At 71.5% G+C, this 15,114-nt stretch carries 13 protein-coding genes; 3 read left to right on the top strand and 10 right to left on the bottom strand.

Annotated elements, in window-relative coordinates; all coding sequences use genetic code 11:
• Positions 1 to 20 precede the first annotated feature (20 nt).
• Together nadD and pepN are read right to left on the bottom strand one after the other, a co-directional pair.
• A complete protein-coding gene (nadD, locus tag FF096_RS20170; RefSeq protein WP_309223642.1) occupies positions 21 to 617 on the bottom strand; it encodes a nicotinate-nucleotide adenylyltransferase in 597 nt (198 codons plus the stop codon).
• An 87-nt stretch (positions 618 to 704) separates the two neighbouring features.
• On the bottom strand, positions 705 to 3,218 hold the full coding sequence (gene pepN, locus FF096_RS20175; RefSeq protein ID WP_155220797.1) for an aminopeptidase N: 2,514 nt from the start codon (positions 3,216 to 3,218) through the stop codon (positions 705 to 707).
• A gap of 69 nt (positions 3,219 to 3,287) precedes the next feature.
• On the opposite strand from pepN, the gene FF096_RS20180 reads away from it, so the two are divergent.
• Complete coding sequence (locus FF096_RS20180; RefSeq protein WP_093407559.1) at positions 3,288 to 3,506, top strand: DUF397 domain-containing protein; 219 nt, start codon at positions 3,288 to 3,290, stop codon at positions 3,504 to 3,506.
• 54 nt (positions 3,507 to 3,560) lie between these two features.
• Here the strand turns inward: FF096_RS20180 and FF096_RS20185 are convergent, their stop codons facing one another.
• Complete coding sequence (locus FF096_RS20185; RefSeq protein WP_155220799.1) at positions 3,561 to 3,944, bottom strand: hypothetical protein; 384 nt, start codon at positions 3,942 to 3,944, stop codon at positions 3,561 to 3,563.
• A 282-nt stretch (positions 3,945 to 4,226) separates the two neighbouring features.
• Here FF096_RS20185 and FF096_RS20190 point away from each other — a divergent pair, with 282 nt between their 5' ends.
• Positions 4,227 to 5,474, top strand: a complete 1,248-nt coding sequence (locus FF096_RS20190) for a cytochrome P450 (protein WP_155220802.1) — start codon at positions 4,227 to 4,229, stop codon at positions 5,472 to 5,474.
• 143 nt (positions 5,475 to 5,617) lie between these two features.
• On the top strand, positions 5,618 to 6,097 hold the full coding sequence (locus FF096_RS20195) for a DUF4383 domain-containing protein (RefSeq protein ID WP_155220803.1): 480 nt from the start codon (positions 5,618 to 5,620) through the stop codon (positions 6,095 to 6,097).
• A 33-nt stretch (positions 6,098 to 6,130) separates the two neighbouring features.
• Here the strand turns inward: FF096_RS20195 and obgE are convergent, their stop codons facing one another.
• From obgE to FF096_RS20230, 7 genes are all read right to left on the bottom strand, one after another.
• Positions 6,131 to 7,582, bottom strand: a complete 1,452-nt coding sequence (obgE, locus tag FF096_RS20200; protein WP_309223643.1) for a GTPase ObgE — start codon at positions 7,580 to 7,582, stop codon at positions 6,131 to 6,133.
• Between the two features lie 90 nt (positions 7,583 to 7,672).
• The gene (rpmA, locus tag FF096_RS20205; protein WP_155220806.1) at positions 7,673 to 7,927 is read right to left on the bottom strand and encodes a 50S ribosomal protein L27; all 255 of its coding nucleotides are present in this window, start codon (positions 7,925 to 7,927) and stop codon (positions 7,673 to 7,675) included.
• 11 nt (positions 7,928 to 7,938) lie between these two features.
• Entirely contained in the window at positions 7,939 to 8,253 is a 315-nt protein-coding gene (gene rplU / locus FF096_RS20210) for a 50S ribosomal protein L21 (RefSeq protein WP_131304423.1), read from the bottom strand.
• Between the two features lie 162 nt (positions 8,254 to 8,415).
• Positions 8,416 to 8,922, bottom strand: coding sequence for a hypothetical protein (locus FF096_RS20215; protein WP_155220808.1), 507 nt, complete (start codon positions 8,920 to 8,922; stop codon positions 8,416 to 8,418).
• A gap of 169 nt (positions 8,923 to 9,091) precedes the next feature.
• On the bottom strand, positions 9,092 to 12,130 hold the full coding sequence (locus FF096_RS20220; RefSeq protein ID WP_155220810.1) for an Rne/Rng family ribonuclease: 3,039 nt from the start codon (positions 12,128 to 12,130) through the stop codon (positions 9,092 to 9,094).
• A 129-nt stretch (positions 12,131 to 12,259) separates the two neighbouring features.
• A complete protein-coding gene (locus FF096_RS20225) occupies positions 12,260 to 12,979 on the bottom strand; it encodes a TIGR03936 family radical SAM-associated protein (protein ID WP_309223652.1) in 720 nt (239 codons plus the stop codon).
• Between the two features lie 99 nt (positions 12,980 to 13,078).
• On the bottom strand, positions 13,079 to 15,064 hold the full coding sequence (locus tag FF096_RS20230) for a TIGR03960 family B12-binding radical SAM protein (protein WP_155220813.1): 1,986 nt from the start codon (positions 15,062 to 15,064) through the stop codon (positions 13,079 to 13,081).
• Positions 15,065 to 15,114: the final 50 nt, after the last annotated feature.

The raw sequence follows: 15,114 nt of genomic DNA on the forward strand, positions 1-15,114 counted from the left end.
AGAGGGATGAAACGGTCGAGTCACGCTCGGTAGAGACGCCTCTTCGCGATGTACTGCACCACACCGTCGGGCACCAGATACCAGACCGGCTCGCCCCGGGCGACCCGCGCCCGGCAGTCGGTCGACGAGATCGCCATCGCCGGCACCTGCACCAGGCTCACCGTGTCGGCGGGCAGGTGCGCGTCGGTCAGCTCGAAGCCCGGCCGGGTGACCCCGATGAAGTGCGCAAGCTCGAAGATCTCGTCGAGATCCTTCCAGCTCAGGATCCTTTCCAGAGCGTCCGCGCCGGTGATGAAGAACAGCTGCGCCTTCGGGCCGTACCGGGAGCGAAGATCGCGCAGGGTGTCGACGGTGTAGGTGGGCCCGCCGCGATCGATGTCGACCCGGCTGACCTGGAAGCGGGGATTGGAGGCCGTGGCGATCACGGTCATCAGGTAACGGTCCTCGGCCGAGCTGACCGGCGTGTCGGCCTTCTGCCACGGCTGCCCGGTCGGCACGAAGATCACCTCGTCGAGGCCGAACCGGTCGGCAACCTCGCTGGCGGCCACGAGGTGCCCATGATGGATCGGATCGAACGTCCCGCCCATGATCCCGATCCGCCGGATGTCTTCCTCCACCGGATGATCGTAGATCCTCCTCGCCAACCAGGAGGGCACACCCGACCTCGCTGCGACGCGATCGAGTCGGCCCGCCGTCGCCGTCCGTCAGGCGCTCGTGGCCGCCACCGCCGTGCGCGCCACCAGCGCCCGGCGCAGGTCGTCGTCGGCATCGGTGACCACCCGACGCAGCCCCGGCGTGAGGTCGTCGCGGGCCAGCAGCGCCGCGGCCGCCTCCCGGGTCGACTGCGACACCGCGTGCCGGGGGAAGGCCAGCTTCGCGACCTCGTCGGCCACCCAGGGCGTACGCAGCCGCGCGGCGGCCGGCATGTCGGTGAAGTAGCGTTCGACGTAGCCGGCCGTCAGCTCCGACTGCTCAGGCTGCCAGAAGCCTTCGGCCGTCGCCTCGACCAGCCGATTCGACAACTCCGTGTTCGACACGATGATCTCCCACGCGGCCTGCTTGGCAGCGGGATCGGCAACGGCGGCCCGGCACCGGGCGGCCCGCTCGGCGCCGGTGGCACTCGGGTCGGCCGCCACCTCGGCGGCGATCTCGGGCACACCGGCGGCACCGAGCACCACCAGCCGACCGAGCAGCGCCCACCGCAGTTCGGCGTCCACGGCCAACCCGTCGGGTACGTCGCGGCCGGCGAGCCAGCCGGTGAGCAACTCGACGTCGGTGCTCGTCGCGATCAGTCCTCGCGCGGCGGCCAGTTGCAGCGACTCCCCCGGTGCGGCGCCGTCGAGCAACCGTCGGCAGGCCGTGGCGATCCGGGCCAGGGCGGACCGGCGGGCCAGCGGGTCGAGGTAGCGGTCGACCAGCGAACGGCTCATCGCCAACACGTCCTCGACGATGATCACTTCCGTCTCGGCGGGCAGCGCCGCGACGATGAGGTCGACCAGACCGGTGACGGGTCGTTCCCCGTCGGTGGCCGCGTCCAGCGCCTCGCCCCAGAGCAGGGCGCGGGCCAGCGGGTCGGCGAGGCGGGGCAGCAGCAGCGGCACCGCGTCCGCCGAGGCGGCGTCGAGGCGGATCTTGGCGAAGGTCAGATCGCCGTCGTTGGGCAGCAGCACCGCCGCCGCCGGTTCCCCGGTCAACGCGACGAGCCGGGTACGGCCGTCGTCGGTCTTCGGATCGAGGTCGACCTCGATCCGCTCGGCGGTGCCGTCCACGGCGTACCGGCCCACACCGATGCGGTGCGGGCGCAGCACCGGGTGCGTCGACGGCGCGGTCTGGGCGATCACGACCTCGTCGTACCGACCGTCGGCATCCACCGCCACCTCGGCGCGCAGCGTGTTGACCTGCGCGGTACGCAGCCAGCACTTCGCCCAGTCGGTCAGCTCCCGTCCGCTGCTGGCGGACAGGCTCTCCAGTAGGTCGGCGAGGGTGGCGTTGCCGAAGCGGTGCCGGGCGAAGTGATCGTTGAGACCGGCCAGGAACGCCTCGTCGCCGAGCCACGCCACCAGCTGCCGCAGCACGCTGGCTCCTTTGGCGTACGAGATGCCGTCGAAGTTCAGCAGCCCCTCGGCGGCGTCGGCGACCCGCTCGGGTGCCACCGGGTGGGTCGAGGGGCGCTGGTCGGCGGCGTACCCCCACGCCTTACGGCGCAACGCGAACGTCGTCCACGCCCGGTCGAACCGGGTAGCCTCGGCGGTGACCCGGGTGCCCAGGTACTCCGCGAACGACTCGTTCAACCACAGGTCGTCCCACCAACGCATGGTGACCAGGTCACCGAACCACATGTGCGCCATCTCGTGGGCGATGGTGGTGGCGCGAAGCTCGCGCTGGCTGTCGGTGACCGCCGAACGGAACACGTAGTCGTCGCGGAAGGTGACCAGCCCCGGATTCTCCATCGCCCCCGCGTTGAACTCGGGCACGAACGCCTGGTCGTACTTGCCGAACGGGTAGCGCTCGTCGAACAACTGATGAAAGCGGTCGAGGCACTGCTTCGTGACGGTGAAGATCTCCTCCGCGTCGGCGTCGAGGTGCTCGGCGAGTGAACGTCGGCAGTACACACCCAGTGGGATCCCGTCGTGGACGTCCCGCCGGACGTGCCAGGGACCGGCGATCAGGGTGAAGAAGTACGTCGCGATCGGCAGGGTGGGGGCGAACTCCCACCGGCCCGGCGCCGGGTTGGCGGCCAGAGGCGCGTTGGCCGCCACCGTCCAGTGCTCCGGCGCGGTCACCGACAACGTGACCGGTGCCTTCAGATCCGGCTGGTCGAAGGCGGCGAAGATCCGCTGTACGTCGTCCAGGAACGACATCGCGTAGAGATAGGTCTCGCCGTCAGCGGGGTCGACGAAGCGGTGCACCCCTTCGCCGGTGTTCGTGTACGCCATCTCGGCCTCGACGGTGAGCGTGTTGTCCGCCGCCAGCCCGGTCAGCGGCAGCCGGTTGTCGGCCAGCGCGGCGGGGTCGAGATCGGTGTCGTTGAGGCGTACCGCCAGCAGGCGCGCCGGCTTGACCTCGGCGAAGGTGTCGGTGTCGGTAGCCCGGAACCGGATCGTGACACGGGAACGGAACCACTCACCGCCCCCGGTGAGGTCGAGGTCCACCTGGTAGGACTCGACGGTAATCGACGCGCCACGCGCGGTCGCCTCTGCACGGCTCAGGCTCGGCATCCGCTTATCCTGCCCGATGAGGGAACGAACCGGCTTCCCCAATTTCCCCCTGGTACTGGAGGACGGACCATGACAGCGCACCCCAAGGGTGACTTCGACCTCTCCCGGGCGGTCTGGCAGCGGGCCGAGGGCGACACCTCGGAGGCCGCGGTTGAGGTCGCCTTCGTCGACGATCTCATCGGCATGCGCAACTCCGCCGAGCCGGACGGCCCGGTGCTGGTGTTCACCCAGGCCGAGTGGGACGCCTTCGTCGCGGGCGCCCAGGACGGTGAGTTCGACCTGGACTGAGCGGGTGTGCGGTGTCCAGGAAGGCCCTCCGGGCCGCCGGCCCTGGCCACCGCACTAGCCACGGTCACCGTCACCCCAGCCGAGGGCACCGGGGCCGGGCCCGTGGTGGAAGCCCGGGTGGCCGGCGACGTCGACGCAACGCTCGCTGTCCGGCCCGACCGCCCCGCAGAACAGCCGCTCGGCACGCTGCCAGGCGTCGGCCGGGGACAGCGCGGAGGCACCGATCATCAGCTCGGGCCGGAGCACGCTCAGCGCCTCGGCGTACCCGACCGCCACCTCACGGGCGGCGACGAGGTCGGCGGCGACGAAACCGAGATGCACGGTGAAATGACGGTCGGGCCGGGACGGTCGGCGGGGCGGGGCCACCAGCGGTGGTCGTGGCGCGCCGGGTGTCCCGGTCATCCATCGCCGCCAGTACGTCGCTCGGTTGTCCCGCATCGGTCCTCCCCCGTGGCACGTCGAACTCCTCACCGGCGGCGCACCCACGACAGCCCACACCGGGGCCGGACGACCGCCTCGGACAGCGAGCGGTGACGCCGCCGAGGCCAAGCCAACCAGGGTCGACCGTCGCTGGGAGGGGCCAGCCGGCGACAATCCGGCCCGATCTGCGACAGCCCGCCTCCGGCAACCTGGGTTCAGCGGCCCTGACCTGGGTAGAAGCAGGCTGCGAGGACGAACGGCCCGGCCGGGCGACGGCCGCGCCCGGCAGCAGGGGGCCCGATGGCGACCATCCCGACGGACCGCAGCCCGGACAGCACGTTGACCTTCCTGCGGACCGGATACCCGTTCATCGGACAGCGCTGCGAGCGGTACGGCTCGGACATCTTCCAGACCCGTCTCCTGCTGGAGCCGACGATCTGCCTGCGCGGGCGGGCCGCCGCCGAACTCTTCTACGACACCGAGCGGTTCGTGCGAGAGAACGCCATGCCGACCCGTGGCCAACGCACCCTGACCGGCCGGGGCGGGGTCCAGGGGCTCGACGGCGACGCCCACCACGACCGCAAGGCCATGTTCATGTCGTTGATGACTCCGGCCGCCGTCCAGCGGCTCGGACAGCTCTTCACCGACGAGTGGCAGGCCCGGTTGCCCGCCTGGGAGCTGGCCGGGACGGTGACCCTGCACCCCGAGATCGCGTCGATGCTGACCCGCGCGGTCTGTGCCTGGGCAGGGGTACCGCTCTCCGACGGCGAGGCCGACCGGCGTACCGCCGATCTCCAAGCCATGATCGACAGCGCCGGGGCGGTCGGGCCGCGCCACTGGCGTGGCCGGTTGGGCCGCAAGCGCAGCGAGAGCTGGGCCGGTGACCTCGTCGAGCGGGTACGCGACGGATCGCTGGCCGCGCCCGAGGACACCGCCCTGCGGGTGATCGCCGAACACCGCGACGGCACGGGCCGTCCGCTGCCTCGCCCGATCGCCGCGGTGGAGTTGCTCAACGTGATCCGCCCGACCGTCGCCGTGGCCCGGTTCGTGGTCTTCGCCGCGCTGGCCCTGCACGACCATCCCGCCTGGCAGCAGCGGGTACGCGGCGACGACGACGCCACCGAGCAGTTCGTGCAGGAGGTACGCCGCTACTATCCGTTCTTCCCGGTGAGCGCGGCCCGGGTACGACGGGACTTCGACTGGCGGGGCTACCACTTCCCGCAGGGCCGCCGGGTGCTGCTGGATCTCTACGGCACCGATCACGACCCCGCGCTGTGGCCGGAACCGGAGCGGTTCCGACCGGAACGTTTCGCCGGTTGGCGGGGCGACCCGTTCGCGCTGGTGCCGCAGGGCGGCGGCGGCCATCTCACCGGGCACCGCTGCGCCGGAGAGTGGATCACCATCGAACTGATGAAGCGGGCGGTCAGCGTGCTGACCGAGGTCATCCGCTATGACGTACCGCCACAGGACCTCGCGGTGGACCTGCGCCGGATGCCGGCGTTACCGGCCAGCGGCTTCGTGGTCACCACCGTACGGCGTACCGGCTGAGCCCACGATCGTGGGTTTCCCTGCGGGACAGCCGCGACGGGCGACAGGATGAAGGATCGGCGGCACGCCCTCACCTCACGGCGTGGCCGCCCGCCGGTCAGCCCGTCGCGGGGTGGTCCCGCGGCTCCACGGAGGTGACATCGATGGCGCGTCGGTCAGCCGACGGTCGGGCCTCGCGCGCCCGGGTCCAACTCGCCGCTCTGGTCGTGGCGGGATTGTTCCTGCTCCTCGGGGTGCTCGGCTTCGTGCCCGGCATCACCACCGACTATGGCGACATGGCCTTCGCCGGGCATCACTCCGACGCCCGGCTCCTCGGCCTCTTCCAGGTCTCCGTCCTGCACAACCTGCTGCATCTCGGCTTCGGCGTGGTCGGCTTGGTACTGGCCCGCACCGTGGCCGGTGCCCGCGTCTACCTGGTGGGAGGTGGGGTGCTCTACCTCGGGTTGTGGATCTACGGCCTGGCCGTCGGGGAGGAGAGCGCCGCGAACGTCATCCCGCTCAACGACGCGGACAACTGGCTGCACCTGGGACTCGGCCTCGGGATGGTCCTGCTCGGGCTACTGCTGTCGGAGCGGGCCGGTGGCGGCGGCGGTCCCCTCGACCAGCCGTTCGACCGCCCCTGACCGTCACCGCCGTGCCCGCTCTGAGGTGCGCAGTTACTCGGCGTCGTCCCCGTCGTCGGGCGTCGGCACGACCTCGTCGGCCGGTCGCTGCCGCCGTGCCTTGCGGGCCGCCAGACGCTCGGCCGCGCTGGGGCGGTTCGACTGCTCCTCCAACCGGACGTCCCGGCCCCGGGCGCCGGGGACGAACTCGACACCGGCGTAGAGGGTCGGTTGCCAGTCGAACTCCCGCTCGCCGATGCGGACCAGGTCGCCGGGTTGGGCACCCGACTTGGCCAGCTGTTCCTCGACGCCGAGCCGGGCCAGCCGGTCGGCGAGGTAACCGACCGCCTCGTCGTTGTCGAAGTTCGTCTGTCGTACCCAGCGCTCCGGTCGGACACCGCGCACGGTGAACGAGCCGTCCGCCTCGGCCTCGATGGTGAAGCCGGCGTCGTCGACCGCCTTCGGCCGGATCACGGTCCGCGTCGGTTCGGCCGTCGGCGTCGCGGCACGCGACTGTTCCACCAGCTCCGCCATCGCGTACGTGAGTTCCTTGAGCCCTTCCCGGGTGGCCGCGGAGACCTCGAAGACCCGTAGCCCACGCGCGTGCAGGTCAGGTCGGACGATCTCGGCGAGGTCGCGGCCGTCCGGCACGTCGACCTTGTTCAGCGCGACCAGCCGGGGCCGGTCGGCCAACCCGCCGTACTCGGCCAGCTCCGCCTCGATGGCGTCGATGTCGGCCACCGGGTCCCGCCCCGGCTCCAGGGTGGCGGTGTCGATGACGTGCACCAGCACGGCGCAGCGCTCGATGTGCCGGAGGAACTCCAGCCCCAGTCCCTTGCCGGTGGCCGCGCCCGGGATCAGCCCGGGCACGTCGGCGACGGTGAAGGTGTGGTTGTCGAGCCGGACGACGCCGAGGTTCGGCACCAGCGTGGTGAACGGGTAGTCGGCGATCTTCGGTTTCGCGGCGGAGATCACCGAGATGAGCGACGACTTCCCGGCCGACGGGAAACCCACCAGGCCGACGTCGGCGACGCTCTTCAACTCCAGCACCACGTCCAGCTGCTCGCCCGGCTCACCCAGCTCGGCGAACCCGGGCGCCTTGCGGCGGGCGTTGGCCAGCGAGGCGTTGCCCCGGCCACCCCGGCCACCCCGGGCGACCTCGAAGGTGGTGCCGGCCCCGACCATGTCGGCCAGCACCGTACCGTCGGTGGTCTGCACGACCGTCCCGTCGGGCACCTTGAGCACCAGGTTGGCACCGTTGCCGCCGTCCCGGTTCGAGCCCGCGCCGCCCTTCCCGTTCTCCGCCTTCACGTGCGGCCGGAAGTGGAAGTCGAGCAGCGTGTGCACCTGCGGGTCGACCACCAGGGAGACGCTGCCACCGTGCCCGCCGTTGCCCCCGTCCGGGCCGCCGAACGGCTTGAACTTCTCCCGGTGGATCGAGACACAGCCGTGCCCGCCGTCGCCGGCCTGCAGGTGCAGGACGACCCGGTCAACGAACGTCGTCACGCCGTAATCCTTCCAGCAGGGCGCGGCCCTGCGCGAGAAAAGACGAAGCGGGCCGGGACATCAGGTCCACGGCCCGCTTACGCCGGATAGCTACTGCTGCGGCACGATGCTGACGGTCTTGCGACCGCGCCTGGTGCCGAACTGGACCGAACCGGCGGCCAGCGCGAAGAGCGTGTCGTCTCCACCGCGGCCGACCAGGTCACCGGGGTGGAACTTGGTGCCACGCTGACGGACGATGATCTCGCCCGCGCTGACGACCTGACCACCGAAGCGCTTCACGCCGAGCCGCTGGGCCGCGGAGTCACGACCGTTACGCGAGCTGGACGCACCCTTTTTGTGAGCCATTGGAGGACGACCTACTTCCCGCTGGAGATGCCGGTCACCTTGACCTGGGTCAACGGCTGGCGGTGACCCTGGCGCTTGTGGTAGCCGGTCTTGTTCTTGAACTTGTGGATCCGGATCTTCGGGCCCTTGGTGTGTGCGGCGATCTCGCCGGACACCTCGACCTGAGCGAGCTTTGCCGCGTCGGTCACCAGGTCGTCACCGTCGACGAGGAGCACCGCGGCGAGCTTCACCGCGTCACCGGGGGCACCGGCGAGCTTCTCGACCTCGATCACGTCGCCCTCGGCGACCTTGTACTGCTTGCCGCCGGTCTTGACGATCGCGTACATCGGAGGCGGACTCCCTGTCGTTGAGGCTGCTGGCGGTCGTCCCCACGGCGGCTCGCCGGGCAGCAGAAGCACGGCGGCGCGGGCACGCGGGAACTCGGCACACCAAAGTGCGCCGCAGGCTAGCGTACGCCATGGTCGGGCCGGGACCCAAACCGGGCCGGGTCAGCGGGCACAGAGCCGGTCGAGGCGCTGCTGCAACCGGTCGAACGAGGCATCCTCCAGCGCCTTGACGTCGGTGCCCAGCCGGCCGACCTCCGTCGACAACTGCGTCAGCAGCTTCTTCAACTGCTGGTCGTCGGCGCGCGCCGCCTGTGCGCTGAGCGCCTTCCCCCAGTCGGACAGGGCCGCCTCGGCCCGCTTGCCGGCCGCCTCCGCACCGGCGGTGTCACCCGCGCCGGTCGCGGTGACCATCGCGGCCAACTGCTCGACGTACTTCTTGCCCGCCTCTCCGCTGGCCTGTTGCGCGGCGGCACAGACCTCGGGGGCGTTGCCACCCGCCGCCCCGGGAGCGGACGTCGTCGGCGGGGCGGGGGTCACCGGGTCGGTGGTGGCGTCCACGCTCGTCGGAGTCGGCGCGACCGGCTCGTCGGCGTCGCGGCGCTCGGCCGAGCAGGCAGCGCCGACGAGCAGCACGGCGACGGCCACGGTGACGGCGAACGGTCGGCGCATCGTCTCCTCCTCCGACGGCCGCGTACACCCGCCGCGTGCCTGACCGCACGGGGGCGGGCCGTGCCCGGCCCGGGCCACGGCGACCGTCCATCGACCATACGGGACGGCCCGCCCGGTGGACATCACCACCGGGCGGGCCCGGATGAAGCCGGCTCGTGGCCGAGCCGCGTCAGGGTCGGGTACGCCGACGCGCGCCCCCACGGCGGGAACGACGCCGACCGGTGCCGCTCTCGCCGCCCTCCTCCTCGTCGGGCTCGCCGAGCGCGTCCGGGTCGTCCGGAGCGGCGAGTCGCGCCGACTCGCCCTGCTGACTGTCGGCGATGTCCGGCTCGGCCGGCAGGTCCGTCTCGTAACGCGACAGGTCGTAACCCATGGTGTCGCCGTAGTCGGCGGCGGAGGTACTCGCGGGCGGTTCGGTCTCCACGACCTCCACCACGGTCCGTTCCGCCGCTGCGGCGCTCTTGCGGGCGCGGCGGCGGGCCGACCCGGTGGTCTGCTCGGCCGCCGGGGCAGTCGCCGAGGCGACCGCCTTGACCTTGTCCCCGCCGCCGGAGCGCGGCTTCTCCGGCACCGGCTCGGTGTGGATGATCAGACCCCGGCCCTTGCAGCACTCGCAGGTCTCGCTGAACGCCTCCAGCAGCCCGGCGCCGATCCGCTTCCGGGTCATCTGCACCAGACCCAGCGACGTGATCTCGGTGACCTGGTGCTTGGTACGGTCCCGGCCGAGGCACTCGGTCAGCCGACGCAGCACCAGTTCGCGGTTCGACTCCAACACCATGTCGATGAAGTCGATCACGACGATTCCGCCGATGTCCCGCAACCGCAACTGCCGGACGATCTCCTCGGCCGCCTCCAGGTTGTTGCGGGTGACCGTCTCCTCCAGGTTGCCCCCGGCACCGGTGTACTTGCCGGTGTTCACGTCGACGACCGTCATCGCCTCGGTCCGGTCGATCACCAGGTGCCCGCCGGAGGGCAGGAAGACCTTGCGGTCCAGCCCCTTGAGGATCTGTTCGTCGATGCGGTACTCGGCGAAGACGTCGGTGGTGCCGACGTGCTTGCGCAGCCGCGCGACCAGGTCCGGTGACACGTGCGACAGGTACGACTCGACCATGTCGTACGCCTCGTCGCCCTGCATGACCAGCTCGCGGAAGTCCTCGTTGAACAGGTCGCGGACGACCCGGATCACCAGATCCGGCTCCTGGTAGAGGAGCACCGGCGCACCACCCTCGGCGGCCTTGGCCTGGATGTCCTCCCACTGCGCCTGGAGCCGCTTGACGTCCCGGGCCAGTTCGTCCTCGCTGGCCCCCTCGGCCGCGGTCCGGACGATCACTCCCGCGCCGTCGGGCACGAGCTTCTTCAACACGTCACGCAGGCGCTTGCGCTCGGTGTCCGGCAGTTTGCGGCTGATCCCGGAGGCGTTGCCACCGGGTACGTAGACCAGGTGCCGGCCGGAGAGCGCGATGTGGCTGGTCAACCGGGCGCCCTTGTGACCGATCGGGTCCTTGGTGACCTGCACCAGCACCGAGTCACCGGACTTGAGGGCCTGCTCGATCGAGCGGGCCCTGCCCTCCAGGCCGGTGGTGTCCCAGTTGACCTCTCCGGCGTACAGGACGGCGTTACGGCCTCGACCGATGTCGACGAACGCCGCCTCCATGCTCGGCAGCACGTTCTGCACCTTGCCGAGGTAGACGTTGCCGGCCATGGTCCCGGAGGAATTGCGGGTGACGTAGTGCTCGACCAGGACGCCGTCCTCCAGGACCGCGATCTGGGTCCGGTCGCCGCGTTGGCGCACCGCCATCACCCGATCGACCGCCTCGCGGCGGGCCAGGAACTCCGACTCGCTGAGGATCGGCGGGCGGGTCCGGCGCTGCTCGCGACCGTCCCGACGGCGCTGCCGCTTGGCCTCCAGCCGGGTCGATCCGGAGACGCCCTGCACCTCGTCGACGGACCGGCGCGGCTCCCTGATCTTGACGACGGTGGGCACACCGTCGTCGGCGGCGCTGTCGGTGTCACCGGCACCTCGGCGTCGACGCCGCCGACGCCGCCGGGTCATCCCGTCACCCTCGGTCTCGTCGCTCTCCTCGGACTCGGCCTCAGCCTCGGCCGTCTCGGCCTGGACGGGCCGCTCGACCTCGCCGCCCTCGGCCTCGTCGCCGTCGTCGGCACCGCCCTTGCCCCGGCCCCGACCCCGGCGACCACGACGGCGGCGACGCCGACCACCGGCGGTCTCCTCGTCGTCGTCCTCGTCCTCGGTGGCCTCCTCGGCCTCCGAGATCGGTTCCTCCTCGGTATCGGCCGCCACCACCGGCTCGGTCTCCCGCCGGCTCCGGCGGCGACGCCGCGACGGCTCGGCCGGTTCCTCGACCGGTTCCTCCTCGCTCGGCTGCGTGGCGGCGGCGGCGCGGGCGGCAGCGGTCTCTTCCGGAGCCATGAACAGCACCGTCGGCGCGATGAGGGCGGCCTTGCGTCGACGGGACCGACTTTCCGGCTCGGCCGGCAGCTCGGCCGCGCCCGTCGCCTCACCCGCGCCCTCCGGCACGACGGGTGCCACCGGCTCGACGACCTCGGTCGGCTCGACCGGCTGCTCCGGGTCGGCGGCGCCCTCGGCGGGCAGCGCCGCGGAACCGAAGTCGGTCCCGGCAGCCGGTGCGACACCAGCATCCGCCTCGGCGGCGGCCGGCTGCGACGGCTCGGTCGCGGCGTCGGCGGGCGGTTCGACCGGGGACGCCGCCTTCCGACGGCGGGTACGGGTCGCCTTCACCGGCGGCGCGACGTCACTCTCGGCAGCCGCCGCCTCGGCCACCGGCTCCTCGACAGCCTTGGTGGTCTTGCGACGGCGACGCGGCGTCTTCGCCGCGGTGTCGGAATCGCCCGAAACCGGGGCGAAGACCTCGACCTGGGGCGACTCCCCGCTGCCCAGCGGCGCGGCACCGGACGCCTCCACGGGTGCGCCGGTCTGCTCGGGTCGACTGGCCGCCCGACGGCGGGTCGTCCGACGCCGGGGGGCCGGCTCAGCGGTGGAGGTGTCGCCCGGTTCCAGGTCGGCGGTGCCGCTCACCGCGCCGCTGATCTCCTGCGGCGGATCGGCGACCGGCTCGGGCTCGGTCACCTCCGGTGCCGGGTGGGAGTCGGTCACCTCACCGGTGCTGTTCTCGTCGGCCGGGTCGGTACCGGTTCGTTCGCTGCCCTCGGGCTCGTTCTCGAGCATGGACGTTCTCCAGTTCTGGCTTCCCCGGGCGCGGGTGAGCGCTGCCACGCAGGGTTGCCGCAAAGGTGTTTCCCCGGGCGCACGTGGTGCGCGCCGGCGAAGTCTGCCTGCCTAGGCGCCGACCGTCGGTCAGCGCCCGCCGATGGTTGCCCCGTCGCGCTCCGCGTCCAGCGGATCCACGATCGCACCCTGCGCGGTCAGCGTGCCCTGAGCCAGCCGGATCACCTTCGGGGCCACCGGCGGCTCCAGGCCGGCCACCACGCGGAAGCCGGAAAGGACGTCATCGGGCCGTACGGACGGGGTGACCTGCCGCACGACCAGTTCGAGTATCGCACACGGTACGGCTGGGGCCCCGGAAGGCGTCGCCGACGAGGCCGACACATCGAGACTGACGACTGCGGCACGCGCATCGAAGGTCCGCCGCCCCTGCTTCGTCATCCGTTCGACCAACACCTCGTCGGCGGCGGTGAAGGCGTCCACCGCCTTGGCCAGGACCTCCGGTTCCACCTGTGGCAGCTCGATCCGCCAGTGGGACGCCTCGATCCGGTCCGGCAGGCTGGTTCCGCTGGCGACCACGGCGTCGAGCACGTCGAGACCGGACGAGAGCGCCGCGTCCAGCGCCACCCGCAACTGCTCCGGATCGACCGCCTCCCGCAGGCCGATCTCCAGGTACTCCGCCTCGCTGGCGACCCCGGTCGGCGCCGCGCTGGCGTACGAGATCTTCGGGTGCGGGGTGAAGCCCTGGGAGAAGGCCACCGGTACGCCGGCACGGCGCAGTGCCCGTTCGAAGGCCCGGGCGAAGTCCCGGTGCGAGGTGAACCGCAGCGGGCCGCGCTTGGCATACCGGATCCGGATGCGCTGGACGACCGGTGCCTGGCCGCCCTCGGGCTGTGGTTTCCTACTGATCGTCCTACTCCTCGGTGTCGGAACCCACCCGGGCCGCCGGGGTCACTGTTGCGCGCCGGTGGGCAGCTTCAAACCGTTGACCGGGGTCAACGGGAGCAGCTTCCGGCCGGTCGGGCCGATCTGGATCTCGGTGTCCATCGCCGGGCAGACGCCGCAGTCGAAGCAGGGCGTCCACCGGCAGTCGTCCTGCTCGTACTCGCTGAGCGCGTCCTGCCAGTCCTGCCAGAGCCAGTCCTTGTCCAGGCCCGAGTCCAGGTGGTCCCAGGGCAGGACCTCCAGCTCGTCGCGCTCCCGGGTGGTGTACCAGTCGAGGTCGACCCCGAAGTCGGGCAGCACCTCGGCGGCGGCGTCCACCCAGCGCTGGTACGAGAAGTGCTCGCTCCAGCCGTCGAACCGCCCGCCCTTCTCCCAGACCCGGCGGATCACCGCGCCGACCCGGCGGTCGCCACGGGACAGCAGGCCCTCGATCAGCGACGGCTCGCCGTCGTGGTAGCGGTAACCGATCGCGCGACCCAGCGAGCGGTCGGCGTTGATGGCCTGCTTGAGCAGCCGGAGCCGGTGGTCGATGACCTCCGGCCGCTGCATCGCCGCCCACTGGAACGGAGTGTGCGGCTTCGGCACGAATCCGCCGATCGAGACGGTGCACCGGATGTCCTTCGACCCGGTGGCGGCACGCCCGGCCCGGATGACCTCGTGCGCCATGTCGGCGATCTCCAGGACGTCGTCGTCCGTCTCGGTCGGCAGGCCGCACATGAAGTAGAGCTTCACCTGCCGCCATCCGTTGGTGTACGCGGTGACCACGGTGCGGATCAGGTCGTCCTTGGAGACCATTTTGTTGATCACCTTGCGGATTCGTTCCGACCCGCCCTCCGGGGCGAAGGTCAGACCGGTCCGGCGACCGTTGCGGGACAGCTCCTGCGCGAGTTCGATGTTGAACGCGTCGACCCGGGTCGACGGCAGCGAGAGTGAGACGTTGGTGCCCTGGTACTGCTCGGCCAGGCCGGAGCACATGTCACCGATCTCGGAATGGTCGGCCGACGACAACGACAACAGGCCCACCTCGTGGAAGCCGGAGAACTCCAGCCCCTGCTGCACCATCTGTCCGACCGTGGTGATGGAACGTTCCCGCACCGGTCGGGTGATCATGCCGGCCTGGCAGAACCGGCAGCCCCGCGTACAGCCCCGGAAGATCTCCACCGCGTACCGCTCGTGCACCGTCTCGGCCAGCGGCACGAGCGGCTTCTTCGGGTACGGCCAGGCGTCCAGGTCCATCGTCGTGCGCTTGTGCACCCGGAACGGCACGTCCGCCCGGTTCGGCACGACCCGCTGGATCCGGCCGTCCGGCAGGTAGTCCACGTCGTAGAAGCGCGGCACGTAGACGCTCTCGGTACGCGCCAGCCGCAGCAGCAGCTCGTCGCGTCCACCCGGGCAGCCCTCGGCCTTCCACTGCCGGACGATCCCGGTGATCTCCAGGACCGCCTCCTCGCCGTCACCGAGCACGGCGGCGTCGATGAAGTCGGCGATGGGCTCGGGGTTGAACGCGGCGTGCCCACCGGCCACCAGCACCGGATCGGCGTCGGTCCGGTCGGCGGCGAGCAGCGGGATGCCGGCCAGGTCGATCGCGGTGAGCAGGTTGGTGTAACCCAGCTCGGTGGCGAACGACACGCCGAACAGGTCGAAGTCCCGGACCGGGCGGTGCGCGTCGACGGTGAACTGCGGCACGCCGTGGGCGCGCATCAGCTTCTCCAGGTCCGGCCAGACCGCGTACGTCCGCTCGGCGAGGACGTCCGGCAGCTCGTTGAGCACCTCGTAGAGGATCTGCACACCCTGGTTGGGCAGCCCCACCTCGTACGCGTCCGGGTACATCAGCGCCCACCGTACGGTCGCCGCGTCCCACTCCTTGACCACCGCGCCCAGCTCACCACCGACGTACTGGATCGGCTTGGTCACCTGGGGCAGCAGCGGCTCCAGGCGGGGCCAGACGGAGTTCGCCGCGGCGGGACGCGAAGTGGTGGACGGGACGCTCATGATGCCCAAGGGTACGCGCCCGCCCGTCACCGCCCCGCTCACACCCGCCG

This window comes from Micromonospora sp. CP22 (genome assembly GCF_009712475.1).
In the GTDB taxonomy this organism is placed as follows: Bacteria; Actinomycetota; Actinomycetes; order Mycobacteriales; family Micromonosporaceae; genus Micromonospora.